24 protein-coding genes are annotated in these 26,137 nt (G+C 70.7%); 10 read left to right on the plus strand and 14 right to left on the minus strand.

Translation table 11 applies throughout. From position 1 onward, the window contains the following. Window positions 1-21 precede the first annotated feature (21 nt). From ACIREI_RS20055 to ACIREI_RS20080, 6 genes are all read right to left on the minus strand, one after another. Window positions 22-1,464, minus strand: coding sequence for an FG-GAP repeat domain-containing protein (locus ACIREI_RS20055; RefSeq protein ID WP_403334433.1), 1,443 nt, complete (start codon window positions 1,462-1,464; stop codon window positions 22-24). Window positions 1,465-1,544: 80 nt separating this feature from the next. Then, window positions 1,545-1,952 (minus strand): FG-GAP repeat protein, encoded by a 408-nt coding sequence (locus tag ACIREI_RS20060; RefSeq protein ID WP_403334434.1) that lies wholly within the window; start codon window positions 1,950-1,952, stop codon window positions 1,545-1,547. Next, window positions 1,949-3,367 carry an FG-GAP-like repeat-containing protein gene (locus ACIREI_RS20065; protein ID WP_403334436.1) on the minus strand — a complete coding sequence of 473 codons (1,419 nt, stop codon included), beginning with the start codon at window positions 3,365-3,367 and terminating at the stop codon, window positions 1,949-1,951. Before ACIREI_RS20065 ends, ACIREI_RS20060 begins: the two co-directional genes overlap by 4 nt. A 74-nt stretch (window positions 3,368-3,441) precedes the next feature. Then, window positions 3,442-4,932, minus strand: coding sequence for an FG-GAP and VCBS repeat-containing protein (locus ACIREI_RS20070; RefSeq protein ID WP_403334438.1), 1,491 nt, complete (start codon window positions 4,930-4,932; stop codon window positions 3,442-3,444). A gap of 316 nt (window positions 4,933-5,248) precedes the next feature. Further along, complete coding sequence (locus ACIREI_RS20075; protein ID WP_403334440.1) at window positions 5,249-6,067, minus strand: alpha/beta fold hydrolase; 819 nt, start codon at window positions 6,065-6,067, stop codon at window positions 5,249-5,251. Window positions 6,068-6,178: 111 nt separating this feature from the next. After that, window positions 6,179-6,481 (minus strand): hypothetical protein, encoded by a 303-nt coding sequence (locus ACIREI_RS20080; RefSeq protein ID WP_403334442.1) that lies wholly within the window; start codon window positions 6,479-6,481, stop codon window positions 6,179-6,181. A 132-nt stretch (window positions 6,482-6,613) separates the two neighbouring features. Between ACIREI_RS20080 and ACIREI_RS20085 the strand changes: the two genes are divergently transcribed. Continuing rightward, window positions 6,614-7,663 carry a glycoside hydrolase family 5 protein gene (locus ACIREI_RS20085; RefSeq protein ID WP_403334444.1) on the plus strand — a complete coding sequence of 350 codons (1,050 nt, stop codon included), beginning with the start codon at window positions 6,614-6,616 and terminating at the stop codon, window positions 7,661-7,663. 193 nt (window positions 7,664-7,856) lie between these two features. On the opposite strand, the gene ACIREI_RS20090 is transcribed toward ACIREI_RS20085, so the two are convergent. From ACIREI_RS20090 to ACIREI_RS20105, 4 genes are all read right to left on the minus strand, one after another. After that, window positions 7,857-9,212 (minus strand): FG-GAP-like repeat-containing protein, encoded by a 1,356-nt coding sequence (locus tag ACIREI_RS20090; protein ID WP_403334446.1) that lies wholly within the window; start codon window positions 9,210-9,212, stop codon window positions 7,857-7,859. Between the two features lie 22 nt (window positions 9,213-9,234). Continuing rightward, a complete protein-coding gene (locus tag ACIREI_RS20095; protein ID WP_403334448.1) occupies window positions 9,235-10,623 on the minus strand; it encodes an FG-GAP repeat protein in 1,389 nt (462 codons plus the stop codon). A 210-nt stretch (window positions 10,624-10,833) separates the two neighbouring features. Further along, window positions 10,834-11,313 carry a nuclear transport factor 2 family protein gene (locus ACIREI_RS20100; protein WP_403334450.1) on the minus strand — a complete coding sequence of 160 codons (480 nt, stop codon included), beginning with the start codon at window positions 11,311-11,313 and terminating at the stop codon, window positions 10,834-10,836. Between the two features lie 65 nt (window positions 11,314-11,378). Beyond that, the gene (locus ACIREI_RS20105; RefSeq protein ID WP_403334452.1) at window positions 11,379-12,449 is read right to left on the minus strand and encodes a hypothetical protein; all 1,071 of its coding nucleotides are present in this window, start codon (window positions 12,447-12,449) and stop codon (window positions 11,379-11,381) included. Window positions 12,450-12,755: 306 nt separating this feature from the next. On the opposite strand from ACIREI_RS20105, the gene ACIREI_RS20110 reads away from it, so the two are divergent. Next, window positions 12,756-13,367 (plus strand): hypothetical protein, encoded by a 612-nt coding sequence (locus ACIREI_RS20110; protein WP_403334454.1) that lies wholly within the window; start codon window positions 12,756-12,758, stop codon window positions 13,365-13,367. Between the two features lie 16 nt (window positions 13,368-13,383). On the opposite strand, the gene ACIREI_RS20115 is transcribed toward ACIREI_RS20110, so the two are convergent. Continuing rightward, window positions 13,384-14,712 carry an FG-GAP repeat domain-containing protein gene (locus tag ACIREI_RS20115; protein ID WP_403334456.1) on the minus strand — a complete coding sequence of 443 codons (1,329 nt, stop codon included), beginning with the start codon at window positions 14,710-14,712 and terminating at the stop codon, window positions 13,384-13,386. Window positions 14,713-14,935: 223 nt separating this feature from the next. On the opposite strand from ACIREI_RS20115, the gene ACIREI_RS20120 reads away from it, so the two are divergent. After that, window positions 14,936-15,592 (plus strand): DUF5701 family protein, encoded by a 657-nt coding sequence (locus tag ACIREI_RS20120; protein WP_403334458.1) that lies wholly within the window; start codon window positions 14,936-14,938, stop codon window positions 15,590-15,592. Between the two features lie 60 nt (window positions 15,593-15,652). On the opposite strand, the gene ACIREI_RS20125 is transcribed toward ACIREI_RS20120, so the two are convergent. Further along, window positions 15,653-16,093 (minus strand): GNAT family N-acetyltransferase, encoded by a 441-nt coding sequence (locus ACIREI_RS20125; protein ID WP_403334460.1) that lies wholly within the window; start codon window positions 16,091-16,093, stop codon window positions 15,653-15,655. Between the two features lie 58 nt (window positions 16,094-16,151). On the opposite strand from ACIREI_RS20125, the gene ACIREI_RS20130 reads away from it, so the two are divergent. The 3 genes from ACIREI_RS20130 to ACIREI_RS20140 all read left to right on the plus strand — a co-directional run bounded on the left by ACIREI_RS20130 (window position 16,152) and on the right by ACIREI_RS20140 (window position 18,599). Next, window positions 16,152-16,343 (plus strand): hypothetical protein, encoded by a 192-nt coding sequence (locus ACIREI_RS20130; RefSeq protein WP_403334462.1) that lies wholly within the window; start codon window positions 16,152-16,154, stop codon window positions 16,341-16,343. A 56-nt stretch (window positions 16,344-16,399) separates the two neighbouring features. Continuing rightward, the gene (locus tag ACIREI_RS20135; protein WP_403335090.1) at window positions 16,400-17,542 is read left to right on the plus strand and encodes an MFS transporter; all 1,143 of its coding nucleotides are present in this window, start codon (window positions 16,400-16,402) and stop codon (window positions 17,540-17,542) included. A 310-nt stretch (window positions 17,543-17,852) separates the two neighbouring features. Then, on the plus strand, window positions 17,853-18,599 hold the full coding sequence (locus ACIREI_RS20140) for a DUF2637 domain-containing protein (protein WP_403334464.1): 747 nt from the start codon (window positions 17,853-17,855) through the stop codon (window positions 18,597-18,599). Window positions 18,600-18,611: 12 nt separating this feature from the next. Here ACIREI_RS20140 and ACIREI_RS20145 read toward each other — a convergent pair whose 3' ends face one another. Continuing rightward, a complete protein-coding gene (locus tag ACIREI_RS20145; protein ID WP_403334466.1) occupies window positions 18,612-18,899 on the minus strand; it encodes a zinc-ribbon domain-containing protein in 288 nt (95 codons plus the stop codon). 77 nt (window positions 18,900-18,976) lie between these two features. Between ACIREI_RS20145 and ACIREI_RS20150 the strand changes: the two genes are divergently transcribed. Further along, complete coding sequence (locus ACIREI_RS20150; protein ID WP_403334468.1) at window positions 18,977-19,888, plus strand: hypothetical protein; 912 nt, start codon at window positions 18,977-18,979, stop codon at window positions 19,886-19,888. A 76-nt stretch (window positions 19,889-19,964) separates the two neighbouring features. Here the strand turns inward: ACIREI_RS20150 and ACIREI_RS20155 are convergent, their stop codons facing one another. Continuing rightward, window positions 19,965-22,247 (minus strand): (Fe-S)-binding protein, encoded by a 2,283-nt coding sequence (locus ACIREI_RS20155; protein WP_403334470.1) that lies wholly within the window; start codon window positions 22,245-22,247, stop codon window positions 19,965-19,967. A 219-nt stretch (window positions 22,248-22,466) separates the two neighbouring features. On the opposite strand from ACIREI_RS20155, the gene ACIREI_RS20160 reads away from it, so the two are divergent. The 3 genes from ACIREI_RS20160 to grpE all read left to right on the plus strand — a co-directional run bounded on the left by ACIREI_RS20160 (window position 22,467) and on the right by grpE (window position 26,120). Continuing rightward, on the plus strand, window positions 22,467-23,531 hold the full coding sequence (locus ACIREI_RS20160) for an MraY family glycosyltransferase (protein WP_403334472.1): 1,065 nt from the start codon (window positions 22,467-22,469) through the stop codon (window positions 23,529-23,531). Window positions 23,532-23,625: 94 nt separating this feature from the next. Continuing rightward, entirely contained in the window at window positions 23,626-25,473 is a 1,848-nt protein-coding gene (gene dnaK / locus ACIREI_RS20165; protein WP_403334473.1) for a molecular chaperone DnaK, read from the plus strand. Continuing rightward, window positions 25,473-26,120, plus strand: a complete 648-nt coding sequence (gene grpE / locus ACIREI_RS20170) for a nucleotide exchange factor GrpE (protein ID WP_403334475.1) — start codon at window positions 25,473-25,475, stop codon at window positions 26,118-26,120. The genes dnaK and grpE overlap by 1 nt, the downstream gene beginning before the upstream one ends. The last annotated feature ends 17 nt before the right edge of the window (window positions 26,121-26,137 follow it).

Consider the following 26,137-nt stretch of genomic DNA (forward strand, 5'->3'; position numbering starts at 1 on the left):
TATTAAGGGTTCAGGGAGCCGCTAGCGCAGCATCACCTGCCCCAGCCTCAGGTAGCCGGACGTCGGCAGGCCCGTCGAGCCGGGGCCGAAGCTGACCGCCTTGTTGGTGGTCACGCCCGAGGCCGAGCCGCGCAGGCTGTAGACCGAGCCCGCGGGGTGGTTCTCGCCGTCGGCGCCGACGGACAGGTCCGCCTTGCGGTCGCCGTTGAGGTCGGACAGCCGTACCGACGCGCCGAAGCGGTCGGCGGACTCCGCGGTGCCGGGGACGCCGGCCGTGTTCTGGGTGAAGGACTGGACGCCGGTGGTGGTCAGGCCGGCGGCCGAACCGCGCAGGACGGTGACACTGCCGGCGATCTTGGCGGCGCCGATGGTCTCGTGGATCGTGCCGACGGCCAGGTCCCCGTAGCCGTCGCCGTTGATGTCGGCGATGGACAGGGCGTTGCCGAACCAGTCGCCTTCCTCGTCCGAGCCGGGGACGCCGGGGGTGTCCTGGGTGATCGTGGTCTGCGGTCGGGTGCGGACGCCGTCCGCGCTGCCGAGGTAGGCGTTGACGGAGCCGCCGATGCTGGTCACGCCGTCATCGCCGTACGTCGACGTGACCACGTCGGCGTAGCCGTCGCCGTTGAGGTCGCCGACGGCCGCCAGCTCGTAGGCGCCGTTCTTCAGGAACGTCTGGCGGGTGAGGCCGGCGGTGGAGCCCAGGTAGACGAAGGTGCCGTCGTCGTACGTCTCCGCCTGGCTGCCGCTGACGACCAGGTCGGCGGTGCCGTCGCCGTTCACGTCACCGGCGGCGAGGCTCTGGGCGCCGTAGATGCTGCTGCCGGGGTACAGGTCGGTGGCGAGCTGGTAGCGGGACGCGGCGCCGGAGGCCTTGGTGAAGCCGCCCTTGTGGATCCAGATGTCGCTGCCGGTGCTGCCGACGGCGAGGTCGGCCCGGCCGTCCCCGCTGAAGTCACCGACGGCCAGGGACATGCCGTACTCGTCGTGGGCCGACGGGGCGGGGTCGGGGACGACCTGGCCGCCGGAGAGGCCGCTCGCGCCGCCCCAGACGATCACCACGGCGCCGGCGTCGGCGTTCTCGCCGTTGCTGCCGATCACGAGGTCCGCGTACCCGTCCCGGTTCAGGTCGCCGGACGTGAGGGAGGTGCCGAACTCGTCGCCCTGCTCGGCGGCGCCGGGGATGCCGGCCGTGTTCTGGGTGAGCACGGTGCGGCGCGCGGCGCTGATGCCGTTCGCCGAGCCGTAGTTGACGACGACGGCGCCCGCGTCGGTCTTGCCACCGACCGGGGTGTACGGCGCGGCGGTGGCGAGGTCGCGGTAGCCGTCGCCGTTGAAGTCGTCGGCGTACTTGGCGGGGGCCGCGGCGGCCGGTACGGCGGTGAGCAGCGGGACGGCCGTCAGCGCGGCGGCGACGGTGGCCGTGGCGAGGGCGGGGAGGCGTTTGCGGCGGTGGTGCTGGAGCATGTGGGGTTCTCCTGCGGTCGGGTCGGGTCTCGGGTCGGGTCGGGTGGTCGAAGGGTGGATCGTGAAGTCCCTTTCGTGGGTCAGGAGTTGAGAGCCGTTCCGTAGCCCGGGCTGCCTGCCGTGGACACGCCCGTCGTCGCCGGGCCGAAGCTCGCCGCCCCGCCGGTCGTCACGCCGCCCGTCGCGCCGCGCAGGGACCAGATCGCGCCGTCGCCGTTCTCGCCGGTGGCGGAGACGGTGAGCTCGGCGCGGTGGTCGCCGAAGCGGTCGTTCGACTCGGCGGCGCCGGGGACGCCGACCGTGGCGCCCGGTGCGCCGATCGCGAGGTCGACGCGGCCGTCGCCGTCGAAGTCGTACGGCTTGGCGGCCGTGGCGGCGTGGGCGCCGAGGGTGAGCCTGAGCGGGGTCAGGGCCGCGGCGAGGAGGGTGACGGAGACGCCGTTCCGCAGGGGAGTGCGGGCCTCGCAGGGGAGCTGACGGTACGTCACTGGGCGATCACCGAGCCGAAGCTGCGGCCGTACTTGAGGGAGACGTCCGCTGCCGTCAGGCCCTTGGCGCCGGTCGTGGTCGGGCCGGTGGAGGCGCCCCGCAGGGTCCACACACCGCCGGCCGAGTTCTCGCCGTCGACGCCGATGACGAGTTCGGCCTTGCCGTCCTTGGTCAGGTCGGTGAGGTCGACCGCGGAGCCGAAGCGGTCCCAGGACTCGGCGGTGCCGGGCACGCCGGTGGTGTTCTGCGTGTAGGACAGGGCGCCGCTGCTCTTCAGACCGGAGGCCGAGCCGAACAGCACGGTCACCGAGCCCGCCTCCCCGGCCGAGCCGAGGTCCTCGCCGGGGACGCCGACCGCGACGTCCGCGTAGCCGTCGCCGTTGATGTCGCCGGTGCTCACGGCCGAGCCGAAGGCGTCGTCGGTCTCGCCCGAGCCGGGCACGCCGGTGGTGTCCTGGTGGACGACGGTCGGCGTCTGCGCAGGGTCGGGGCCGTTCGGGCCGCCGTACCAGACGGTGATCTGGCCGCCCTTGTGGCCGCCGGGCTTGTGGCTGCTGGGGTCCGTGGCGTCGCCGAGGACGAGGTCGCCGTAGCCGTCGCCGTCGATGTCGGCGATGGAGCCCGGGAAGCCGTCGGCGTTCGGCAGCTCGTTCAGGGTGTACCCGGCGCCGGGGCCGGAGCTGCGGTAGTAGAAGATCTGGCCGCCGGAGTCGCCGTCCACGGCGTGCGGGTAGACGCGCTCGGCCGCGCCGTCGCCGGTCATGTCGCCCGCGGTCACCTCGAACGTGGTGCCGAGCTCGCCGACGCGGTAGTGGCTCAGCGGGCCGCCGGTGCGAGTGAAGGGGCCCAGGTACAGGCGGGTGTGGCTCTGGCCGGTGAGCGTGACGTCGGTGTCGCCGTCGCCGTCGAAGTCGCCGGCCGCGATGCCCCGGGAGAAGCCGCCCCACTCGGCGAGCGTGGACGGCTGCGGCAGCCCCTTGCCGCCGGACAGGCCGGAGCTGGAGCCCCACAGGACGGTGCCGGAACCGACGCCGTCCCGGTCGCCGATGCTCTCGCCCGTGGCGCCGACGACGAGATCCGAGTAGCCGTCGCGGTCCAGGTCGGCGGCGGCGAGGGCGCCGCCGAACACGTCTCCCGACTCGGCGGTGCCCGGCACCCCGGCCGAGTTCTGGGTGATCACGGCCTTGCGGGTGGCCGAGACACCGGTCGACGAGCCGTACAGCACGACGACGGCGCCGGCGCAGCTCGCGGAGCCGACGTCGGTGCAGGGCGCGCCGACCGCGACGTCGCGGTAGCCGTCGCCGTTGAAGTCGCCGGCGAGCCCGGAGGGAGCGGCGGAGGCGGTGGCCGCCGGGAGGGCGGTGAGCAGGCCGGTGGTGAGGGTGGCGGCGAGGAGAAGGGGGCGCTTGCGCAAGGTGGGTGCTCCTGGGAAAGGGGTGCCGGGCCCGTGGGGACGAACGGGCCCGGCAGGTGGTGTCCTACGGCTGCTCAGTCCGCGAAGTTGGCGCCGAAGTACGGCGTGCCCGTCGTGGAGACGCCCGAGGTGCTCGGGGCGATGGAACGGGAGCCGGTGGTGATGATCTTCGTGCCGTCGGAGGGCAGGTAGGTGACCCCGCCGTTGCCGGCGTTCTCCATGGAGCCCACGACCAGGTCGGCCTTGCCGTCGCCGGTGACGTCGTCGAGCTTGACGTCCATGCCGAAGTTGTCGTCGTCCTCGTCGTTGCCGGGGACGCCCGCGGTGCTCTGGGCGAAGCCCTGGGTGCCGGAGGTGGTGTTCAGGCCGTCGGCGGTGCCGTAGAGGATCGTGACCGCGCCGGTGTTGGCGGCGCTGCCGATGTTCTCGCCGGCGACGCCGATCGCGAGGTCGAGGAAGCCGTCGCCGTTGATGTCGCCGAGGTCGAGCTCATGGCCGAAGCTGTCGTTGGTCTCGGCGGCGCCGGGGACGTTGCCGGTGTCCTGGGTGATGCCGGTGGCGTACGAGGTGAGGGGACCGTCGTCCGAGCCGTAGGTGACCCAGACCTTGCCGCCCTTGCCGGAGTCCGGGATCGCGGTGCCGTCGCTGGTGGTGGTGTTCCAGTAGGCGCCGCTGACGACGTCGCCGTAGGCGTCGCCGTCGATGTCGCCGATCGCGGTGATCACGCCGGGCTTGAGGGCCTTCGCACCCGCGGTGCTCAGGCCGGTGGGGCCGCCGGGGATGAAGTAGTTGCGGTTCCAGCCGTTGCCGGTCTCGGTCTCGTAGCCGTCGACGACCAGGTCGGTCTCGCCGCCGTTGATGTCACCGGCGGTCAGGTTCATCGGGCCGCCCGCGTCACTGCCCATGATCGGGGGCTTGATGGTGTAGCGGCCGCCCGCGACGCCGGAGGCGTTGAAGCCGCCCTTGAAGACGTGGATGGTGGCGGTGCTGTTGCCGACGGCCAGGTCGGCCTTGCCGTCCGCGTCGAAGTCGCCGGCGGCGAGGTTCTTGCCCCACCAGTCGTGCGAGGACGGTGCCGGGTCGGCGACCGTCACGCCCTTGCCGGTGATGCCGGAGACCGAGCCCCACAGGATGGCCAGCCCGCCGCCGTCGACGTCGCTGCCGACGTCCTCGCCCCAGGCGCTGACGGCGATGTCGTCGTATCCGTCGCCGTTGAAGTCGGCGTAAGCGGTCTCCGCGCCGAAGTTGTCCCCGGCCTCGGCGGTGCCCGGGCTGCCGGTGGTGTTCTGGCTGATCGTGTGGCGCTTGGCGGACGAGACGCCGCTCGTGGTGCCGTAGAGGACGACGAGCTGGCCGGCCGCCTTCTTGCCGCTCACGTAGGCGCCCTGGGCGGAGAAGGCGACGTCGCCGATGCCGTCGCCGTTGAAGTCGGCGTGCGGGACGTCGGTGGAGTCGGCGGCGGTCGCCGTGGACGCCGCGAAGGTGAGCAGACCGCCGGTCAGCGTGGCCGCGGCGGCCGTCGCGAGGGCGAGCCGTGCCGTGCGGCGCGGGTGGTGCTTGTGCATGCGGGATCTCCTGCTGCATGCGGGGATGCCTGGCGGGCATCCGCAGTCGATGGGGTGCGACCGTGCGCGTTTGCCCGGAGTTGTCCTCAGGTTCATGGCACGGTCGGCGATCAGGAGACCGGCGAGGGGGCGTAAGGGTTGTACGTGAGTTCGGTAATTCTTTGAGGCGTCCGGGGCTGTGGGGGCGGTGGTGGTCGGCCGTCGTGGGAGGTCCTCCGGGGAAGGCCCTCCGTGGGGGAGGTCCTCTGTGGGCGGTCGCGGGGCTGGTCCGGCGGTTGCGGGACGACATCGAAGAAACAGCCGTCCGCTGAGGCCTTCAGGTGAGGCCCTCGAGGAACACCGAGAGCGCGGTGTGCAAGGTTTCGGGCTGTTCCAGGTGCAGGTCGTGGCCGGTGCCGGGGATGCTCAGTGACACGGTCTCGGGTCGCTGCCGGAGCATCTCGTCGGCTTCCCGCGCAGGGATGAAGCTGGACTGGGCGAGGACGGCGAGGGTGGGGCACGCGACCTGCCCCCACTCCTGCCAGAACGACCGCCGGGCGTTCTCCGCCAGCGAGCGGACCATCACGTCCCGGTCGAAGCGAGGCCACCACCCGCCCTCACCGCCTTCACCGCCCTCGCGTTCCTCCAGTCCGGCCGCCCAGCCCGCACCGACCCGTCCGCCGCCGAGGAACGCGGCTGCGGCTTCGCGTGAGGGAAACGGCGTCGGCCACGAGTCGAGCCATCCGCCGATGTCCACGGGCCCGTCGGGGTTCGGTCCGCCGGGGCCCGCCTCGACGAGGACGAGCACGCGGACCACTCCGGGATGTGCGGCGGCGGTGAGCATCGCCGTGTGCCCGCCCAACGACTGGCCGACCAGGACAGGTCGCCGCAGCGCCAGTTGCTCGACCACCGCGATGACGTCGGCGACGTAGGCGGCGCGGGAGACGTCCCGCGGGTGCCGTTCGCCGGCGCCGTGCCCGCGCTGGTCGACGGCGACGACGCGGTACCGGGGGCTCAGACGCCGCGCCGCCACGTCCCATTCACCGGCGTGACCGGCCAGGCCGTGCAGCAACACGACGGGCTGCCCCGGCCCGCCCCAGTCCCGGCAGACAAGCCGGACACCGTCTCGCACCACCACGCGTTCGGACCATGTCATGCCGGGCCTCCAGGGAGGGACGGTTCAGTCGAGGTCGTCTGTCTCCACGAGGTGTGCCGTGAAGGCCGAGGTGGTGCGCCTCGGTCCTGAGCCACCTGGCGACCGTGGCTGTCAAGCCCTCGTACGGCAGGCGGGCCCCAACTCTGCCCGTCCGGCGGGGCGAAGACGTACGTGACGCGTCGTCACCTCCTGCTCCTCCGGCTCCCAGGCCTGGAGCAGGTCGAAGAGACGCCGGTCGCCGTCGACCTTCAGGGGGTCCACCGTAATGCGGCCGTACAGCAGCTGCGGGGCACCCACGGTGCCCTGGGCGTCGTAGGGCCTGCGGCGATGGTGGCGGTCCAGACGCGGCGCCCGTCGCCCAAGGGTGCTGCGCCAGATCGAACAGCGTCCACTCGGGGCAGGTCGTAGGCGCACGCAAGCCATGGTGAAACTTTGTGTGCTGATGTGTTGACCTCTGTTCGGATCGTCTTCTAGTTTGCGGGAGCTATCCCAGTCGTCGACCGTGTCTGCGGGTTTCGCGAACGCAACTGCTCAAAAGGAGACGCCGTGTTGCAAAAGGACCATCGCCGGACAGCCTGCCTCGGTGCATTGCTGGCCTGCGCCACGGCGTTCGGGGGAGTACTCACCTCCCCCGCATCCGCCTCCCCCGAAGCCGCATCCCCCACATCCGGCAAGGCGGCCGTGATCCCCGTCAGCGACTTCCGTGGGGTCAACTGGGCCGACCCGCGGGACAACTACGCCGATGACGCGGTCGTGCCGTCGGGGCTGTCCACCTCCGACAGTTACGCCACCACCTACGCCAAGTCCCAGGCCATCATTGGCGGGTTCGCCAAGCTGGGGGCCAACACCGTCCGGCTGCCGGTCAACCCGACCTCCGTCAACGGCCCGTTCTGGAAGTCGTACAAGGGAGCGATCGACGCCGCCACCGCCAAGGGGTTCAAGGTCATCCTGGGCTACTGGGAGGCCGACAACGCCAAGGACGGCAAGATCGACAACCAGGCCGCCTACGACCAGATGTGGGCGCGGATCACCTCCTCCTACGTGGGCAACTCCCGCGTGTACTTCGAGCCGATGAACGAGCCGTTCGGCTACACCTCCCAGGAGTGGCGCGACATCGCCGCCCGCTGGGTGACGACCCACCGCTCCGTGCCCCGCGACCGGATCCTCGTCGGAGGGGTCAAGTACAGCGAGGACGTCAAGCCCGTGTGCGCCGACAGCCGGCTGGACGGCACCCGGCTGGCCCTGCACAACTACGGCTTCTGGCACACCGACTGGACCAGCTCCGACCAGTGGAAGCAGGACTTCAAGGCGCGCATCGGCGACTGCGCCTCGCGCACCATCCTGGACGAGTTCGGCGCCACCATGACCTCCGGGCTGAACTACAACGGGCCGATCAACGGCTCCAGCGAGATCGCCTACATCCAGGCGGCGACCGACACCATCCGTGAACTGGGCCTGGGTTCGGTCTACTGGCCCGGCCTGCGCAACGGGGACACCTACTCCCTCACCACCCTCCAGGGCACAGGCACCGACCTCAGCCTGCGGGTGAACAACCAGAGCGGGCTGGACCGCCTGCACTGGGCCTGGAGGCAGTGACCGGCGAGACCGCGGGACACCCGGGAGCGCCCTCGTGGGTCGAGCCGCGAGGGCGCTCCGGCGTAAGCCGTCAGGTCAGCCGGTCAGGCCCGCCCCGAAGCCGCCACAGGTCCGAGGCCGCGTGGCGAAGGCGGCGAGCCCGGCACGGTACTCGAAGCCACCCGCGCCCGACTCGCCGCCCTCATACGCCACCTCAGTCGCTGAACGGCCCGCTCATCTCCGGCAGTTCCGTCAGCCCACTCGTCGTCGGCCCACCGCTCGCACCGCGCAGCAGCAGGCCGCCGCTCACCGCGCCGATTCCCAGGTCCGCCTTGCCGTCGCCCGTCACGTCGCGCAGGCGGAGCGTGTGGCCGAAGGACTCGAGCGAGGCGGCCGCACCCTGCACCGTCTGCGGGATCCACGAGGACCGCACACCGTCCAGGCCGCCGGAGCCGCCCCGGAACACGTGGACGCCGCCCTGGTCCTCCAGCCCGTTCACGTCCTCGTGCGGTACGCCGACCACCAGGTCCGCGTACCCGTCGCCGTTGGTGTCGCCGGCCGAGACGGCGTAGCCGAAGTTGTCGTCCGCCTCGGGGCTGCCGGAGACGCCGGAGCTGGCCTGGTTGTACGTCATCGAGCCGCTCGGGCCCGAGGACGTGCCGCGCCAGACGCTGACGATGCCCTTGCCGCTGTTGTTCTCGGGCAGGCCGACGGCGATGTCGCCGTAGCCGTCCTTGTTGAAGTCGCCGATCGCCGCGTTCCAGGGATCGCTGATGTACGTCTTGGAAGCGCCGGAAGTGAGGCCGCCCGAGGCGCCCTTGAGGAACCAGACGCGGGGGGTCGGCTTGTTGTCGATGAACTGCGTGCCGAGCACCACCAGGTCGGTCTTGCCGTCGCTGTTGACCTTGCCGGCCGCGAGGCCGGACGAGTACCAGCCCTGGCCGGTCTTGTCGATCTTGCTGACGCTGCCCGTCGTACCGGACTTGGTGAAGCCGCCGCGGTACAGCCAGGCCTCCTCGCCCCCGATGGCCGCGAGGTCGGGCGAGCCGTCGCCGTTGAAGTCGCCGGTGGCGAGGTCGCGGCCGAAGTAGCTGCCGGCGCCGGACTTCGGGGTCACGTTGGTGCCGCCGGACAGGCCGGACCCGGAGCCCCAGACGATGGTGACCGAGCCGCGGTACTGCGTGCTGCCGACCGCCTCCATCGGGTTGCCGACGATCAGATCCGCGTAGCCGTCCTTGTTGAGGTCGGCGCTGGTGATCGACTCGCCGAACATGTCGTCTTCTTCGCCGGTGCCGGGGACGCCCGGGCTGTCCTGGTGGATCACCTGGGTGCGGGAGGTGTCGAGGCCGCCGGCCTTGCCGTAGACGACGTTGACGGCGCCGCCCTCCCAGCCGTCGGCGCCGGAGATGCCCTTGTAGTAGTGGCCGTATGCCACGTCCCGGTAGCCGTCACCGTTGAAGTCGTCGTAGTGCTTGGCGACCGCGGCGGACGCCGGGGTGCTCAGGGCGAGCGGGGTCAGGCCCGCGGTGAGGAGGGTGGCGGCCAGGGCCGCCGAGGTGTGTCTGCGCATGGGTGGAGGGTGCTCCTTGTGTCTAGCCGGCCATGATCATGCCGAGTCGGGGGTCGTCGCCGGTGGAGATGCCGAAGCCGCTCGGGCCGTACGTCGCCGCTCCGGACGTCGTGATGCCCGAGGCCGAGCCCTTCAGGACGGTGACGAGGCCGTCGAAGTCGTTCTCGCCGTTCGCGGCGGTCACCAGATCGGCCTTGCCGTCCTTGTTCAGGTCGGTGAGCAGGGTGCTCTCACCGAAGAAGTCGTTCATCTCGGCGGAGCCGGGCACACCGGCGGAGTTCTGGGTGAGGGTCACGGCGTCCGTGGTGAGGCCCGCGGCTGCGCCGTAGTGCAGGTGGACGGCTCCGGCGACCCCGCCCTGGGTGGAGTCGTCGGGGTCCCCGAGCGCCAGGTCCCGGTAGCCGTCGCCGTTGATGTCGCCGGCGGAGGGGATGCCGGGCCACGGCAGCTGGAGCGTGGAGGAGACGCCGGAGGAGGTGAGGTACGACACGACCGCCGGGCCGTTGCCCGCCATCGTGCCGCCGGTCGCGGTCTGGGTCCAGCCGGTGACGACGTCGCCGTAGCCGTCCTTGTTCAGGTCGGCGACGGTGAGCTGAGTGCCGTACGGAAGTTCGCGCTGCCTGGTCGGTGCCGACGTCGTGCCGAAGTAGAGGTGGTTGTGGTCGAGGTAGTTCTCGGAGGAGAGCTTGGAGCGGCCGCCGACGACGAGATCGGCCTTGGTGTCGGTGTTGACCTTGCCGGACACGAGTCGGCGCACGCCGCCGCTGCCGGTCCACGTCGTCGTGTAGGTGATCTTCGAGCCCGTCGTACCGGACTTGGTGAAACCGCCCTTGATGATCCACTGGGTGGTGCCGGTGGCGCCGACCGCGAGGTCGGGCCGCCCGTCACCGGTGAAGTCGCCGACGGCCAGGGCCTGTCCCCAGCGGTCGTGCTTGGTGGGCGCCGGGTCCTTGACGGTGGTCGCCCCCTTCAGGCCGGTCGACGAGCCCCAGACGATCACCACGGCACCGCCCTCCTCGTCGTCGCCGACCTTCTCCGCCGGTGTGCCGACCACGAGGTCGCTGTAGCCGTCCTTGTTGAGGTCGCCCACCGCCACGGCCTCGCCGAACAAGTCGTTGTGCTCGGCCCCGCCGGGCACACCGGTGGTGTTCTGGCTGACGGACGCCGTACGGCCGACGCCGCTCGACGAGCCGTACGCGATGCCGACGGCACCCGCCCACCACATCCCGCCTACCCGGGCCTGGGTGGCGGAGGCGACGGCGTCCTTGTAGCCGTCACCGTTGAAGTCGGCCGCGTACTGTCCGGTCGCGGCCGTCGCCGGCGCGGCCGCCGTGAAGGTGAGCAGTCCGCCTGCCAGCGCGGCGGTGGTGGCCGTCGCGAGGGCGAGGCGCAGGGGGTGGTGCTTGTGCATGCGGGGGTCTCCTGCGGCATGCGGGGATGCCTGGCGGGGCATCCGCAGTCGGTGGGGTGCCGGTCTGCCCGCGTTCGCCGGGAGTCGTCCTCGGCCTCACCGGGTGATCGGCGATCAGGAGACCCTTGGAGGGCGGTAAGGGTTGTACGAGTGTTCGGGAAATTCGTGAGGCGGCTGAGGCAGGCTGTCTGTCGGCTGTCGCCCCCGGTCCTAGGCCGTGGGCGCCGGGGTGAAGTCGTCCGGCAGCCGTGGAGGAGTGCCCTGGGTCCACACGACCCGCAGTGCTGAGGCGGAGATCCGCCAGCCGTCAGCCGTCCTGACCAGTTCGGTGTCGGCATGGCCGGCGGAGATGAAGACCTCGCCCGAGCCATCGGCCAGGACGTGGGTGCTGAGCTGGGCGCCACGGGCAGTGGCCCGGGCACCGTCGACCTCGATGACGGTGTTGGTGCCCAGATGCACGGTTCGGTCGAACAGCGCCATTCCCCGCCGGACATGAGCCATCAGGGCGTCGCGGCCATGGACGGTGCCGATGGGCAACTCCGCGGTGACGTCTTCGGTGTGGAACGTGCGAGCCCACTCCTCGTCGAAGACCCCGTCGTCCAGGGAACGCAGGTAGCGGTCCATCAGGTCGGTGATCTCAGCACGGTCGGTCAGGGCCTGCAACTGTCGCTGCATCTCTTCGGTGTCCATGACGGAAGACTCCTTCCTCAAGCATGCTTGAGGTCAAGGTGCCTTCTTCGAGCTACGGCCAGTTCCTAGTCGCCTCCACCACCTCCACCACCTCCACCACCGTCTCCGCCCCCACTGTCGCCCCCACCGCTGTCGCCGCCACCTCCGCCGTCCCCGCCCCAGCCGTCGCCGCCGCCAGGTTCGTTGTCGGCGCTGCTGTTCCCGAGGTTGCTGAACCAGGCACGGTCCCACCACTCGTCGAGGGCGATCGGCTCACCGCCGTCCAGCGGGCGCCGCTGCGAGCGGAACCGCGCCCAGCCCGTCGTGTCCCCGAGCCCGAAGGCGACGGCGAAGGCCTGCGCCATGACGGCATCCAGCGGGTCGGGGCTCTCGTACCGCACGGGGGACAGCGGCCGCAGCACCGCGCCCGGCTCCAGTACCGGCCGGCGCGGGGGCCGCTCCAGCAGGGCGACGGGTCGTTCGTTGCGCAGCAACCGCGAGCTCACCGCGTTCTCCCGCCGCAGCACCCAGTGCTGCCCCGGGAGTCGTACCTCCACGGAACTCTTGGACCTGCGCAGCTTCTTGCTGAGTTCGAGCTCCGCCGCGACGTCGCCGATCGTCAGACGCAGGCCCTGTGCAGGGTCGGGGGCGTCGCGGCGGAAGCCGTACGGCGCTCGGATCCGTACGGCGGGAGCGTGCGGCCCCCAGACGTCCACACGCACCAGGCGCCGGTCCACGGCAACGGCGATCGGCCCGGCGGGCCCCGGCGCGATCCGCCGGGCGATCCACAGCGGTACGCCCTCGGCCCGGGCCAGGGTTGCCAGGGCCGCCACCTGGTCGGGCCCGCCGCACCGCCATACCGCCAGCTCACCCAGCCGGTGTGCGAACTCGGCCGCCTGCCGCACCCGCACCGGAGAGGTGGTGCCGGTGACGCGGGTCACGGGAACGACCCCGGTCCCGTGCGTCAGCCGCTGCAGCGGGCGCTCCGACCCGCCGCCCCCGAGCCAGCACCCGCGCAGGAACGCCTCGGCCATGGCGCCGAGGTTCAGCTCACTGAGCGGCGTGGACCTGCCGCCGTTGCGCAGCCGGTCCTCGGTCAACTCCACGGTCCGGGCCAGCGGATTCCATGACTGCTCGCTGTAGCGCACCTGGCTCACGACACCCCCCGCATTTCCCGTATTCAGTGGGCCTACAAGGCAGAGCATGCCCGGCCCCTCCGCGGTTCCCGAGGCGGCCAGAGCTTCCGAGCGACCTTCGCGACCTCGGCACAGGGCATCGCTCTCCGACACCTTGATGCCGTGGGCTCCCGGAAGCACTACCGCGACATGATGGCGGGCATCGCGCACACGGTGTCTTCCACGACCCGATGCCGGAGATCGAGCGCGCCGCACCAGGTGAGCCCGACGGCACGGGGGGCATCGCGGGCGACATCGCATCCGACTTCGGCTGACCGGGACGGGCACATGGCCATGGACCTCGACAAGCAGGGCTTCGACGGCCCGGTGGCATGGGACACACCGGGCACTCGAAGCGCACTCCACCGCTGGGCGGCGTGGAACCTGGCCAAGGCGCTCGGTTGGGTGGTGTGGTGGGTGGGGGCGCTGTATGTCACCCTCCTGCTGCCCGTGGCCGCGGTGGTACCCATGGTGCTCGTTCTCTTGGCGATCACGGTCCTGGCGATCCAGGCCCTCAGCCGACTCGCCAAGGGGGTGCGGATGCGGCGCATCCTCGCCGTCTACCCCTGGCGTCAGCAGCGGGGTGCCGTCCGGATCAACAAGGGCAAGGCGGTCTTCGTGTTGCCCGACCCGGACAAGCCCGATTCGACGGTGTCGCTGAAACCGGCTGCCGGGCTGTTCAGGTCCTGGACCCATGAGGCCCTCAAGGCCTACGACCACGAACTCTGGTATGCGGGCGACCCACGCTTCGCCTGCGTGGTGGCCAAGCCCGGCCTGCGCGGCTTGAGCTGCCTCGCCCAGCCCACCGCCTACAACTACCGCACCTCTCCCCGCCGCAAAGGCCTCAGCCCCGAAGCCCGCCGCCGCGCCCGGGCCGTCGGAGCGCGCGTCGCCGACTGAGCGGGTCCGGGCGTGGCTACCGCTCCCGGAACCCCGAGCTGGAGAACCTGACCGACGGTTCCGCCGCCACCAGCCCCTGCTTCCTCCCCGGGTACACGGCCACGGTGTCCTTCGTCTCGCCGGCGGACGTCCGCACCACCAGGTCCGCCCGCCCGTCCCCGTCGAAGTCGCCGACCGTCACGACGCGGGTGGTGCCCTGCGCGGGTGGCTCCACGGTCACCATGCCCGCCGCCGCGATTCCTGTCGTACGGCCGCGGAAGACCCGCAACTGCGAGCCGCTGGAGACGAGTTCGCTCCGCCCGTCGCCGTCGAAGTCGGCGGCGTCGAGCACGGAGCCGGGGACTTCGAGGGTGCCGCGTACGGCCGCGGACGGGAGGTCGTAGCGCAGGAAGGTTCCGTCCATCGTGCCGACCGCCGCGTCCAGGTCGGCCTTGTCCTTGCCGAAGGCGCCGAGGGCCACGTCGATGCCGGCGGGCAGGACGACTCCGGTGCGGGTGGGACCGTTCGGGCCGCCGAGGACCACCGCCGATGTGCCTGTGCCCTGTGCCGTACGGACCACCAGGTCGTCGTACCCGTCGTGGTCGACGTCGGCTGCCGGGCCCGTGGGGGCGTTGCCGGGGGCCGGGATGGGGGCGGCCGCGGCGGTGGGCTTGCCCTTGCGGGAGAACGGGCCCCGGAGGAAGGTCAGTTGGACGTCCGAGGCGTGGACGACCAGGTCCTGCGCGCCGTCGCCGTCGAAGTCGCCGCACACCGGCTGGTCGGGCCAGTCGTTGCCGGCGCGGGCGGAGGCGGGGATGGTGAGCTTGACCGCCTTGCCGGTGAGGCCGTTGGGGGAGCCGAAGAGGAGCTGGAGGGGGACCGGGGGCCGGCCCTGGCCGTCGTAGGGCGGGTCGGTGGAGGCGACCAGGTCGGTGAAGCCGTCGCCGTTGAGGTCGCAGGTCTCCTCCGCGTCGAAGACCGCGGGGAGTTGGCCCCTCGTCGGGGCCGCCTGGCGCCGGGGGCTGAGCAACTGCCGTGCGCCCGGGGCGAGCCCGCGGTCACCGCCGTAGACGATGCCGATGCCCGGGTCGTCGGCGTGGGCCTGCGACTTGACCAGGTCGTTGAGGACGAGGTCGCGGTGGCCGTCGCCGTTGAAGTCATCGGGGGTCTTGCTGCCCTTGCCGTGAGGTACGGGGAGTTGGGCGGGGGCGTCGGCTATCTGGACGGGGGTGTGCGGGGCGGGCTCGGCGTTGTCGCTGTGCGGGCCGGGACCGCAGGCGGCCAGGGCGAGGATGCCGAGAACGCCGAGGGTGGCGAGTGTGCTGGTCCTGGCCGCCGTACACTTCCCGCTTCTTCGCGCGCGCACCGCTCACCTCGTCAGCACCAGGGGCAACAACTGGGTAATCATGCACGCGTTCGAGAACGGGCGACAGTCCCTTTGCGGGCATGAGTGCGGTCCGTGTGCGGAAGGTTGGTGGCGCGCGGGCTTGATGACCGGGAACATCCCGGCAGACCGCCTCGTTGACCTCAAGCCTGCCGCTGCTGCTGCGGCTATCGCCGCTGCCGTGACCCGCGAACCGAGGAGTCCTGTGCCCGACAGTTCGTCCAACGCCACCGTGACCTCGCTCCCGCCGCTCACCACCCAGGCGGAACGCCTGATCGAGCTCGGGGTGCACGACCTCGCGGGGATACCCGCCGACGAGATACGCACCTTCGCGCAGGACGCCGGCAGCGGAGGCAGCGACGCGCTGCTCGCCGTCCACCCGGACCGCGCCCCCGCGTCCGCCCTCGCGCCGCTGCTCCGTCACGACGGCAAGCCCGGCTTCGTCGTTGTCGACATGCCCGACGTCGACCGTTTCGCCCCCGACACCGTCGAACTGCCCGACAGCCCCCTCTACATCGTCACCGGCGTCGACCGCGGCGACCGCATGGCCAACTGGAGCCCGGAAGAGGCGCTGCCCGCCCTGACCAAGGAGGACCGCACCCCGCTGCTGCTCACCGAGGGCATCCACTGGGTGCTCCAGCAGCCGCCGATCCTCGAGCGCAACCGCTGCTTCATGACCATCGGCTCCCGCCTGCGCAAGCCGAACGGCACCCTGGACACCCGCACCCCGGCGATCTGGATCAGCAACGGCACGGGCCGCGACGGCCGCGAGCGGCGCAACGCCCCGAAGGTCGGCTGGTGCTGGTGGGGCAACCGCCATACATGGCTGGGCTTCGCCTCCGGTACGGGACGCAGGGGCTAGGCAGTACTCGCTGGTGCCGGCGAGGCCGCCGGCACCACACCCTGGCCCCGCTGACCGCCATCAGCGCAGTCCGCGCACCATGAACACGTCCACCGCGTCCTCGGCCTCGACGGTGAACCCGTGCCGCTCGTACAGCCGTTGGGCCGCACTGCCCCGCAGCACGTTCAACCGGACGAGGAGGCCGCGGCGGTCGCACCGCTCCAGCAGCTCGCGCAGCACGCCCGAGCCGATACCGCTGCCCTGAAGGCGCGGGGCCAGATAGAAGTGCTCCAGCCAGTGGGCATCCACGGCCGGTCGCAGTGCCACACAGCCGGCGAACGCGCCGCCCACCTCGATCACCCAGGTGTGGGCCGGATCGAAGCCGTCCCGCAGTCGCTGCCGCACCCGCTGCTCGTCGTAGCGCCCGAGCCGTTCCAGATCCGCCCGCAGCACCACGGCGCGCAACTCGGCCACCGCCTCGACGTCCGACAGCGACGCCTGCCGAATCCCCCAGTCCGCCATGATCACCACGCTAACGCGCCCTCCCCTGAGGGGCGGAACGGTTGCTACGTTCCCCTGTGTGACTGGGAACGCCGTATCCCGGGGCAGCGACGCGCGAGACGAGGCGCGTCGGATCGTCCTCGTCATCAGGGCCGTAACGGACGTGCCGGTGTGCGGTGCCGGGATCGCCCGGGCGCCGGAGTGGGCCCCCGAGCTTCCGCACCCCATGCCCTCGCACCCCAAGCCCCCCAAGGACAGCGAGCACATATGACCGCAACGCCGGAGCGACGATCCGCCGCGACCCCGGCCTCCGCCCCCGCCCCTCAGATGTGGCCCCTCTACGCCGCCGGCTTCACCACCGCCTTCGGGGCGCACGGCATCGCCGCCAACCTCGGTGGGTACTCCGACGACGCCGTGACCTCCCTGCTGGTCCTCGGCGGGCTGCTCGCGCTGTACGACGGTGCCGAGGTCGTGCTCAAGCCGCTCTTCGGCACGCTCGCCGACCGGATCGGGGCGCGTCCGGTGCTGCTCGGCGGCCTCGTCGCGTTCGCGCTGGCCTCCGCCGTGTACGCCGTGGCCGACAGCCCCGGCTGGCTCTGGGCCGCCCGGCTCGGCCAGGGCGCCGCGGCCTCGGCGTTCTCGCCGTCCGCGTCCGCGCTGGTCGCCCGGCTGAACCCGGCGGCGGGGCACGGCCGGGCGTTCGGCAGTTACGGCTTCCACAAGTCCATCGGCTACACCCTCGGCCCGCTGCTCGGCGGCGTCCTGGTGTGGGCCGGTGGCCTACGACTGCTGTTCACCGTGCTGGCGGTACTCGGCGCGGCGGTCGCGCTCTGGGCCGCGCTCGCCGTGCCGCACGTACCGCCACTGCCCAAGCGGCGGCAGACGGTACTGGACCTGGCCCGGCGCCTGGCCGACCCGGCGTTCCTGCGTCCCACGGCCGCCCTGGCGGGCGCGACCGCCGCCCTCTCCGTCGGCGTCGGCTTCCTGCCGGTCTCCGGCGCCGCCGCCGGGCTCGGCACGGTCGCGACCGGCGCCGCGGTGTCGGTGCTGGCGGCCTGCGCGGCCGTCGTACAGCCCAAGGCCGGGCGGGCTTTGGACGACGGCCGCCTCACCGCACGCACCGGTCTCACCGCCGGCCTGCTGATCACGGCGGCGGGGCTTGCCTCGGCGATGCTGCCCGGCCTGCCCGGCGTCCTCCTCGCCGCCACGCTGATCGGCGTCGGCACCGGCCTGATCACCCCGCTCGGCTTCGCCGCGCTGGCCGCGTCCACGCCCGCCGAACGGCTCGGCCAGACCATGGGCTCCGCCGAGCTGGGCCGCGAACTCGGCGACGCGGGCGGCCCGTTGCTGGTCGCCGCCGTCGCCTCCCTGGCCACCCTCACCTCCGGCTACGCCGCCCTCGCCCTCCTCCTCGCCGCCGGCCCCGCCCTCGCCGTGATCTTCCGGAACCGGACTGCCGGATATCAATAACACCGCATCACACATATTCTGAATTTCACCGTCCGGGGCCTGTCGTTGGATATTCCTGATAATCACCGTTGACGGATATTCCCCCGAATGCCAGATGTCCTGCGCGGCGTGGCGCTCGTTGAGTGGGCGTGACTTGGCGGGAAACACACGTAGATGATGATCATCCGTTCCGCTTGCGGCAGGCGGTTGATCAGACCGCTGCGGAAGGCATCACGCACTGCTCTGATCTGCTCGACGATTTCCTCAGAACCATCAGCCGTATGGAGAGTGAATATCTTCGGGCCGCGATGGAGGGGGAGGGGTTCTAGAAATGCGAACCGACTACGAGGCGGTCGACGAACAGCCTCATTACACGCAACAGCTCGACATGCAGAACCTCTGGCACGTCCCTGATTCGGCGATCTCGTCGTCGGGCGGCTGGGATCTGGATGAAGAGCTCGCCCAGATGCTGAACACGACGCAGGGGCTGACGGTGCCGGGCCTGGCGGGTCTGGCGGGGCAGGGCCTGGATCCCGCTCCCGCCCCGGCTCCCGCTCCGCCCGCGCCGGACAGCGACAGGCCGCTGCCCCGCCCGGTCCATCGACGGCGGCCTCAGCCCAGCGCTCACGTCCTTCCCAGAAACCCGAAGATCATCACTGTCGCGGTCCTGGTCACACTCATCACCCTGTGCGCGGGCACGATGCTCACCTGGTCAATTTCGTATTCGTACGATCAGCTGCGCTCCATCGCGCTGCTCGTGGTCTCGCCGAAGCTGGCCCATTGGTGGCCGTTGACGGTGTACGGGCCGTGGCTGCTGGCAGGGCTGTCCATTCTGCGGGCGTCCGTTCAGCGCCGAACCGCTCGCCGGTCCTGGGCCGTCATGCTCGTCTCCTCCGGCACTGCGGTGGCCCTGTGCATCGGCCAGTCACCGCATTCCCTGCTCGCGATGGTGGTCGTCGGAATTCCGCCGATCACCGCCCTGGTCTGCTTTCGCGAGCTCGTCGGCCAGTTCTCGTCGCGGCCCGGCCCCCGGCACGCCGCTGACGCGGTGAACGGGCCCAAGCAGCCGAGGTCGTGACGGCGCGGGGGCTCAGGACTGGTACGGCTGCTGCGGCTGGCCGTACTGCTGCTGACCGCCGCCGGCGGCGGACTGCGTCTGGAGCTGTTCCGCCTGCTCCTGGGTCACCTTCTGATCGGCGCCGCAGAAGGTGCACTGCGTCGCGTACTTCGTCGAGATCGGGAACAGCGGCACGAAGAACAGCGTGAACTTCGTGACGCGCTTCCTGAGCGTGTGCGCGGCGGGGTTCCCGCACTGGCCGCACACCAGCGTGAGTATCGCCAGCTGGTAGAGGTAGCCCTTGGTACCGAAGATGATCACGCTTGGGTCCTTTCTGATCAGGTTCTGCCGTACAGTGCCCGCGGCGGGCGAGGGACACGCCTCGTCGGGGAGGGCACATGCGTACCGCGCTGGTGTGGATCGTACGGCTCTGTGCGTCGGCGGGGTGGATCGCGACAGCTGTCGCGTGTGCATGGCTGCTGGGGGCGACCGCCATGTCGCGGCCCTGGCACGAGCCCCTCGTCTGGGGTTCCGTCGCCGTCGGATGTGCGGTGGTGCGTGCGGTCGCGCTGTGGGTGCTGCGCGACGAGCCCGACGGGGACGTCTTCACGGGCGGCCTCTGGGTCAAGCTCCGCACGGGTGCCGTCTGGGTGCTCGTGACGTTCTCCTCCGCCGTGTTCTTCGTCGCCCTGCTCACCTCCGCCGACGCGGGCGGGAAGCTCGACGCCCTGCGCGACGCGGGCGCCGAGGTCAGCGCCGCGAGGGTGGTGGAGCGGCAGTCGACCCGGGAGGAGTCCGACGGCGAAGGCGGCGTGAAGGGATACGCGTCACGGCTGGTGGTCTCCGTGCCCGGCGGGGCCGAGCGGCTCACCGTGCGCGGCGCGTACACGTTCGAGGAGCCGCGCCGGGGAACCGAGCTCGACGTCCTGTGGGCCCGGTCGGCGCCGGAGCTCGGCGGTTACGCCAACGAGAGCAAGGACATGCACGCGCTCGCCGGGAATCGCTGGAGCGCCTTCCAGGACGACGAGTTGGGCACCGGGTCGGTGATCGCCTTCGTCGTCATCGGGCTCGTCGGCACCGTCCTGGGCCTTGTGTTCACCCTTGTGCCCGACGGCGACGACCTCCAGGAACTGGCCTGGTCGGCCCCGCTCCAGACCGTGCGCGCCGCGCTGGCCGGGGCGCTGTTCTGGGGCTGGCTTCCCCTGCTGCTGGGGCAGACCCCGAGCATCCCGCAGATGCTCTGCGTCGTCGGCGCGTTCGTCGTCGTCCTGCTCGCCCACGTCTTCACCTCGGTCCGCAGCATCGGCTGATACACGACGGCGCCCCCTGCCCGCGTACAGCAGGGCAGGGGGCGCCGAACAGAGCCGAACAGGACGGCCGTAGCGGCTACTTCACCGGCTCGGGCTCCGGCTCGCTCTCCGTCTCCGCCGCGTCCTCGGGGTCCACCGGCGTCTTGACCGACTCCAGCAGCAGCTGGGCGACGTCGACGACCTGGATGGACTCCTTGGCCTTGCCGTCGTTCTTCTTGCCGTTCACGGAGTCCGTGAGCATGACCAGGCAGAACGGGCAGGCCGTGGACACGATGTCCGGGTTGACGGAGAGGGCCTCGTCGACGCGCTCGTTGTTGATGCGCTTGCCGATCCGCTCCTCCATCCACATCCGCGCACCACCGGCGCCGCAGCAGAAGCCGCGCTCCTTGTGGCGGTGCATCTCCTCGTTGCGGATGCCCGGGACGCTGGCGATGATCTCGCGCGGGGGCGTGTAGATCTTGTTGTGCCGGCCCAGGTAGCAGGGGTCGTGGTAGGTGATGATGCCCTCGACCGGGGTCACCGGGACCAGCTTGCCCTCGTCCACCAGGTGCTGGAGCAGCTGGGTGTGGTGGATGACCTCGTAGTCGCCGCCGATCTGCGGGTACTCGTTGCCGATCGTGTTGAGGCAGTGCGGGCAGGTGGCGACGATCTTCTTCGCCGACTTCGGCTTCTTCGACTCGGGCGTGACGTTGCCCTCGTCGTCCATCTCCTCGCCGAACGCCATGTTCAGTGCCATGACGTTCTCCATGCCGAGCTCCTGGAACAGGGGCTCGTTGCCGAGGCGGCGGGCGGAGTCACCGGTGCACTTCTCGTCGCCGCCCATGATGGCGAACTTGACGCCCGCCATGTGCAGCAGCTCCGCGAAGGCCTTGGTGGTCTTCTTCGCCCGGTCCTCCAGGGCGCCGGCGCAGCCGACCCAGTACAGGTACTCGACCTCGGTGAGGTCCTCGATGTCCTTGCCGACGACCGGCACCTCGAAGTCGACTTCCTTGAGCCACTCCAGGCGCTGCTTCTTCGCCAGGCCCCAGGGGTTGCCCTTCTTCTCCAGGTTCTTGAGCATCGTGCCCGCCTCGGACGGGAACGCGGACTCGATCATCACCTGGTAGCGGCGCATGTCGACGATGTGGTCGATGTGCTCGATGTCGACCGGGCACTGCTCGACGCAGGCGCCGCAGGTGGTGCAGGACCACAGGACGTCCGGGTCGATGACGCCGTTCTCCTCGACGGTGCCGATCAGCGGACGCTCGGCCTCCGCGAGGGCGGCCGCGGGGACGTCCTTGAGCTGCTCCTCGGAGGCCTTCTCCTCGCCCTCCATGGTCTTGCCGCCGCCGGCCAGCAGGTACGGGGCCTTGGCGTGCGCGTGGTCGCGCAGCGACATGATCAGGAGCTTCGGGGAGAGCGGCTTGCCGGTGTTCCAGGCGGGGCACTGCGACTGGCAGCGGCCGCACTCGGTGCAGGTGGAGAAATCCAGCAGGCCCTTCCAGGAGAACTGCTCGACCTGGGAGACACCGAAGACGTCGTCCTCGCCGGGGTCGGTGAAGTCGATCGGCTTGCCGCCGGAGGTCATCGGCTGCAGGGCGCCGAGGGCGGTCTCACCCGTGGCGTTGCGCTTGAACCAGATGTTCGGGAAGCCCAGGAAGCGGTGCCAGGCGACGCCCATGTTGGTGTTGAGCGAGACCGTGATCATCCAGATCATGGTCGTACTCAGCTTGATCATCGCGAAGAGGTAGACGAGGTTCTGCAGCGTCGCGACGCTCAGGCCCTTCAGGGCGAGGATCACCGGGTACGAGGCGAAGTAGGCGGCCTCGTAGTGGTCCACGTGGTGCAGCGCGCCCTCCAGGGCCCGCAGCATGTAGATGGCGAGCCCGATGGTGAGGATGATCCACTCGACGAAGTACGCCTGGCCCATCTTCGAACCCGCGAACCGCGACTTGCGGCCCGCCCGCGAGGGCAGGCTCAGCAGCCGGATGACCATCAGCACGGCGATGCCGAGGGTGGTCATCGCGCCGATGAACTCGATGTACATCTCGTACGGCAGGAAGCCGCCGATGACCGGCAGCGTCCAGTCGGCCTCGAAGAGCTGGCCGTAGGCGGTGACGATGGTCGGCGGCAGGGTGAGGAAGCCGACCGCCACGAACCAGTGGGCGAAGCCGACGATGCCCCACCGGTTCATCCGGGTGTGGCCGAGGAACTCCCGCACCAGGGTCACACTGCGCTGGTAGGGGTTGTCGGTCCGGGTGCCGGCGGGCACGGGCTGGCCGAGCTTGAAGTACCGGACGAACTGGCCGATGGCGCGTGCGAGCAGCGCAACGCCGACCACGGTCAGCACCAGCGACACGATGATCGCGGCGAGTTGCATTTCGGGGCTCCTCGGGCCTGCGAGGGGTGGTTCGAGGGGGTCCCTCGACATTACTGAGAGGACATTACTAAGCGGTAACTTATTCAGTCTGTCTGAGACTACCCGCATCCTCCGCCGCACTGTAGCCAGGTGTGGAGTGATGTGAGTCGCTGAGGGTTGCCTTAAGAACCGATCGTGTTATTCATCCCGAAATGGTATATACGGCACTAACCTAGCCCCGTGCTTTACGGGATCGCAGCAGCCACCACCTCTCTCCTCCTCGCCGCCTTCCTCGCGGCGCTGCTCCGGCTGCCCGCCCTGCGCCTCGGCATCGTCGACCGTCGTCGCCAGCGGCCGCTGCCGTTGCTCGGCGGTGCCGGTGTCGTGCTCGTGACCTGCCTGGTCGTCGCCGCGGGGGAGTGGACGGGCTTCGCCCCGCTGGGCCCCGAGATCGAGCGGCTGCTGATGGCCGCGGGCGCCGTCGCCCTGCTCGGGCTGGTCGCCGACGTGCGGCGGGTGAAGGCGCGGTTCCTGGCCTGCGGTACGGCCGTGGCGGCGGCCTGCGTGGTGCCGTACGGCGAGACGGGCTTCCTGCTGGGGGTGCCGGCCGTCGGCTGGATCGTGCTCGTCGCCGTCGGCTTCAAGGCGCTCGACCATGCGGACGGGCTGGCCGGCACCGTCGGGGTCGTCACCGCGTTCGGTGTCGGACTGCTGGCGGCGGCCGAGGTGATGGACGAACTGGCCGTGCTGCTGAGCGTGCTGGCCGCCGCCCTGACCGGTTTCCTCATGCATAACTGGCACCCCGCCCGGGTCGGGCTCGGGGCGTGCGGATCCCTGTTCATCGGGTTCGTGCTGGCGTCGACGGCCGTGATGACCCGTACCGGACACGACCCGGTGTCGAGCATGGGCGTGCTCTACGCGCTCACCGCGCTCGCCACCGCCGACGTCCTCCTGGTGGCGCTGTCCCGCCGGCTGGTCGGACGGCCGCTGCTGCGGGGCGGCCCCGACCATCTCGCCCACCGCCTGCGCCGGCTCGGCCTCACTCCGCCGGCCGCGACCGTCGTCCTGGGTGTGGCGGCCTTCTGCGGGGTACTCGTCGCCGTTCTCGTGCACATGGGATGGCTTGCCGAGTCGGGGGTGTTCTGGGTGGGGGCGGGGGCCCTCATCGCCGTCTTCGGACTGCTGCTCGTCAAGCCCTACGCGCCTCGGCGTCAACCCTCATTTCCCGTGGGGGGTGCTGTTCGGCCGCCCGCTCAAGCCACATCTACGCAGGTCGGAGCCCAGTTGCGTGTAAGGAACGGATAAGAGTTGAGTGGGGTCGACTCAGCTCTGTTGACCGGGCGGGGGCCGTCATGCACACTTGAGTCCGTTCCACTCAAGTCAGCTGGAGGAATCAACCATGGCACGTGCGGTCGGCATCGACCTGGGCACGACTAACTCCGTCGTCAGCGTTCTGGAGGGCGGCGAGCCCACCGTCATCACCAACGCCGAGGGCGCCAGGACCACGCCTTCCGTCGTCGCCTTCGCCAAGAACGGTGAGGTGCTCGTCGGCGAGGTCGCCAAGCGTCAGGCGGTCACGAACGTCGACCGGACCATCCGGTCCGTGAAGCGTCACATGGGCACCGACTGGAAGATGGAGCTCGACGGGAAGCCCTTCAACCCGCAGCAGATCTCCGCCTTCATCCTCCAGAAGCTGAAGCGGGACGCCGAGTCCTACCTGGGCGAGAAGGTGACCGACGCGGTCATCACCGTCCCGGCGTACTTCAACGACTCCGAGCGCCAGGCGACGAAGGAGGCCGGCGAGATCGCCGGTCTGAACGTCCTGCGCATCGTCAACGAGCCGACCGCGGCCGCGCTCGCGTACGGCCTCGACAAGGACGACCAGACGATCCTCGTCTTCGACCTCGGTGGCGGCACCTTCGACGTGTCCCTCCTGGAGATCGGCGACGGCGTCGTCGAGGTGAAGGCCACCAACGGTGACAACCACCTCGGTGGTGACGACTGGGACCAGCGCGTCGTCGACTACCTGGTGCAGCAGTTCAAGTCCGGCCACGGCGTGGACCTCGCCAAGGACAAGATGGCCCTCCAGCGCCTCCGTGAGGCCGCCGAGAAGGCCAAGATCGAGCTGTCCTCGTCCACCGAGACCTCGATCAACCTGCCGTACATCACCGCCTCCGCCGAGGGCCCGCTGCACCTGGACGAGAAGCTCACCCGGGCTCAGTTCCAGCAGCTGACCGCGGACCTTCTGGAGCGCTGCAAGACCCCGTTCTTCAACGTCATGAAGGACGCCGGCGTCTCCATCAACGAGATCGACCACGTCGTCCTCGTCGGTGGCTCCACCCGTATGCCCGCCGTCGCCGAACTCGTCCGCGAGCTGACCGGTGGCAAGGACGCCAACAAGGGCGTCAACCCGGACGAGGTCGTCGCCATCGGCGCCGCGCTGCAGGCCGGTGTCCTCAAGGGCGAGGTCAAGGACGTCCTGCTCCTCGACGTGACCCCGCTGTCCCTCGGTATCGAGACCAAGGGCGGCATCATGACCAAGCTCATCGAGCGCAACACCACGATCCCGACCAAGCGGTCCGAGATCTTCACCACGGCCGAGGACAACCAGCCGTCCGTGCAGATCCAGGTCTACCAGGGCGAGCGCGAGATCGCGGCGTACAACAAGAAGCTCGGAATGTTCGAGCTGACCGGTCTGCCGCCGGCCCCGCGTGGCGTCCCGCAGATCGAGGTCGCCTTCGACATCGACGCCAACGGCATCATGCACGTGACCGCGAAGGACCTGGGCACGGGCAAGGAGCAGAAGATGACCGTCACCGGTGGCTCCTCGCTGCCGAAGGAAGAGGTCAACCGGATGCGCGAAGAGGCCGAGAAGTACGCGGAGGAGGACCACGCCCGCCGCGAGGCCGCCGAGTCCCGCAACCAGGGCGAGCAGCTCGTCTACCAGACGGAGAAGTTCCTCAAGGACAACGAGGACAAGGTCCCCGGCGAGGTCAAGACCGAGGTCGAGGCCGCCGTCGAGGAGCTGAAGACCGCGCTCAAGGGCGAGGACACCGCCGAGATCCGCACCGCCACCGAGAAGGTCGCCGCGGTCTCCCAGAAGGTCGGCCAGGCCATGTACGCCGACGCCCAGGGCGCGCAGGCCGCCGGCGGTCCCGAGGGCGCCACGGCGGGCGGCAAGGCCGCCGACGACGACGTCGTGGACGCCGAGATCGTGGACGACGAGCGCAAGGACGGTGCCGCGTAATGACGGAGGAGACCCCGGGCTTCGAGGAGAAGCCCGACGTCCCCTCCGGCGCGACCCCTGACGACGCCGAGTCGAAGGCCGCCCCTCAGGAGGGGGCGGCCCCGGCCGGGGACGGAGCAGCAGACGCGGGCCTGGTGGCCCAGCTGGACCAGGTGCGTACGGCGCTCGGTGAGCGCACGGCGGACCTCCAGCGGCTCCAGGCCGAGTACCAGAACTACCGCCGCCGCGTGGAGCGCGACCGGATCACGGTCAAGGAGATCGCCATCGCGAACCTCCTGACCGAGCTCCTGCCCGTGCTCGACGACATCGGCCGCGCGCGGGAACACGGCGAACTCGTCGGCGGATTCAAGTCCGTCGGGGAGTCGCTGGAGACCGTCGCGGCGAAGATGGGCCTGCAGCAGTTCGGCAAGGAGGGCGAGCCCTTCGACCCGACGATCCACGAGGCCCTGATGCACAGTTACGCGCCGGACGTCACCGAGACGACCTGCGTCGCGATCCTCCAGCCGGGGTATCGCATCGGCGAGCGCACCATCCGCCCCGCGCGGGTGGCCGTCGCCGAGCCCCAGCCGGGCGCGCAGACGGTCAAGGCCGACGAGGCGGCCGAGGCGGGCGACGACAAGGAGAGCGGTGGCCCGGACGAGGGCTGACGTTGAATTGACGAGGG

Source organism: Streptomyces sp. NPDC093591 (assembly GCF_044764885.1).
Taxonomy (GTDB): Bacteria; Actinomycetota; Actinomycetes; order Streptomycetales; family Streptomycetaceae; genus Streptomyces.

Coding starts and splice junctions, on each gene's coding strand:
- ACIREI_RS20135 (WP_403335090.1), top strand. CDS start 16,400: ATGTGGCCCCTCTACGCCGCCGGCTTCACCACCGCCTTCGGGGCGCAC.
- ACIREI_RS20095 (WP_403334448.1), bottom strand. CDS start 10,623: ATGCACAAGCACCACCCCCTGCGCCTCGCCCTCGCGACGGCCACCACC.
- ACIREI_RS20125 (WP_403334460.1), bottom strand. CDS start 16,093: ATGGCGGACTGGGGGATTCGGCAGGCGTCGCTGTCGGACGTCGAGGCG.
- grpE (WP_403334475.1), top strand. CDS start 25,473: ATGACGGAGGAGACCCCGGGCTTCGAGGAGAAGCCCGACGTCCCCTCC.
- ACIREI_RS20110 (WP_403334454.1), top strand. CDS start 12,756: ATGGCCATGGACCTCGACAAGCAGGGCTTCGACGGCCCGGTGGCATGG.
- ACIREI_RS20090 (WP_403334446.1), bottom strand. CDS start 9,212: ATGCGCAGACACACCTCGGCGGCCCTGGCCGCCACCCTCCTCACCGCG.
- dnaK (WP_403334473.1), top strand. CDS start 23,626: ATGGCACGTGCGGTCGGCATCGACCTGGGCACGACTAACTCCGTCGTC.
- ACIREI_RS20055 (WP_403334433.1), bottom strand. CDS start 1,464: ATGCTCCAGCACCACCGCCGCAAACGCCTCCCCGCCCTCGCCACGGCC.
- ACIREI_RS20140 (WP_403334464.1), top strand. CDS start 17,853: ATGCGAACCGACTACGAGGCGGTCGACGAACAGCCTCATTACACGCAA.
- ACIREI_RS20100 (WP_403334450.1), bottom strand. CDS start 11,313: ATGGACACCGAAGAGATGCAGCGACAGTTGCAGGCCCTGACCGACCGT.
- ACIREI_RS20150 (WP_403334468.1), top strand. CDS start 18,977: ATGCGTACCGCGCTGGTGTGGATCGTACGGCTCTGTGCGTCGGCGGGG.
- ACIREI_RS20075 (WP_403334440.1), bottom strand. CDS start 6,067: ATGACATGGTCCGAACGCGTGGTGGTGCGAGACGGTGTCCGGCTTGTC.
- ACIREI_RS20070 (WP_403334438.1), bottom strand. CDS start 4,932: ATGCACAAGCACCACCCGCGCCGCACGGCACGGCTCGCCCTCGCGACG.
- ACIREI_RS20155 (WP_403334470.1), bottom strand. CDS start 22,247: ATGCAACTCGCCGCGATCATCGTGTCGCTGGTGCTGACCGTGGTCGGC.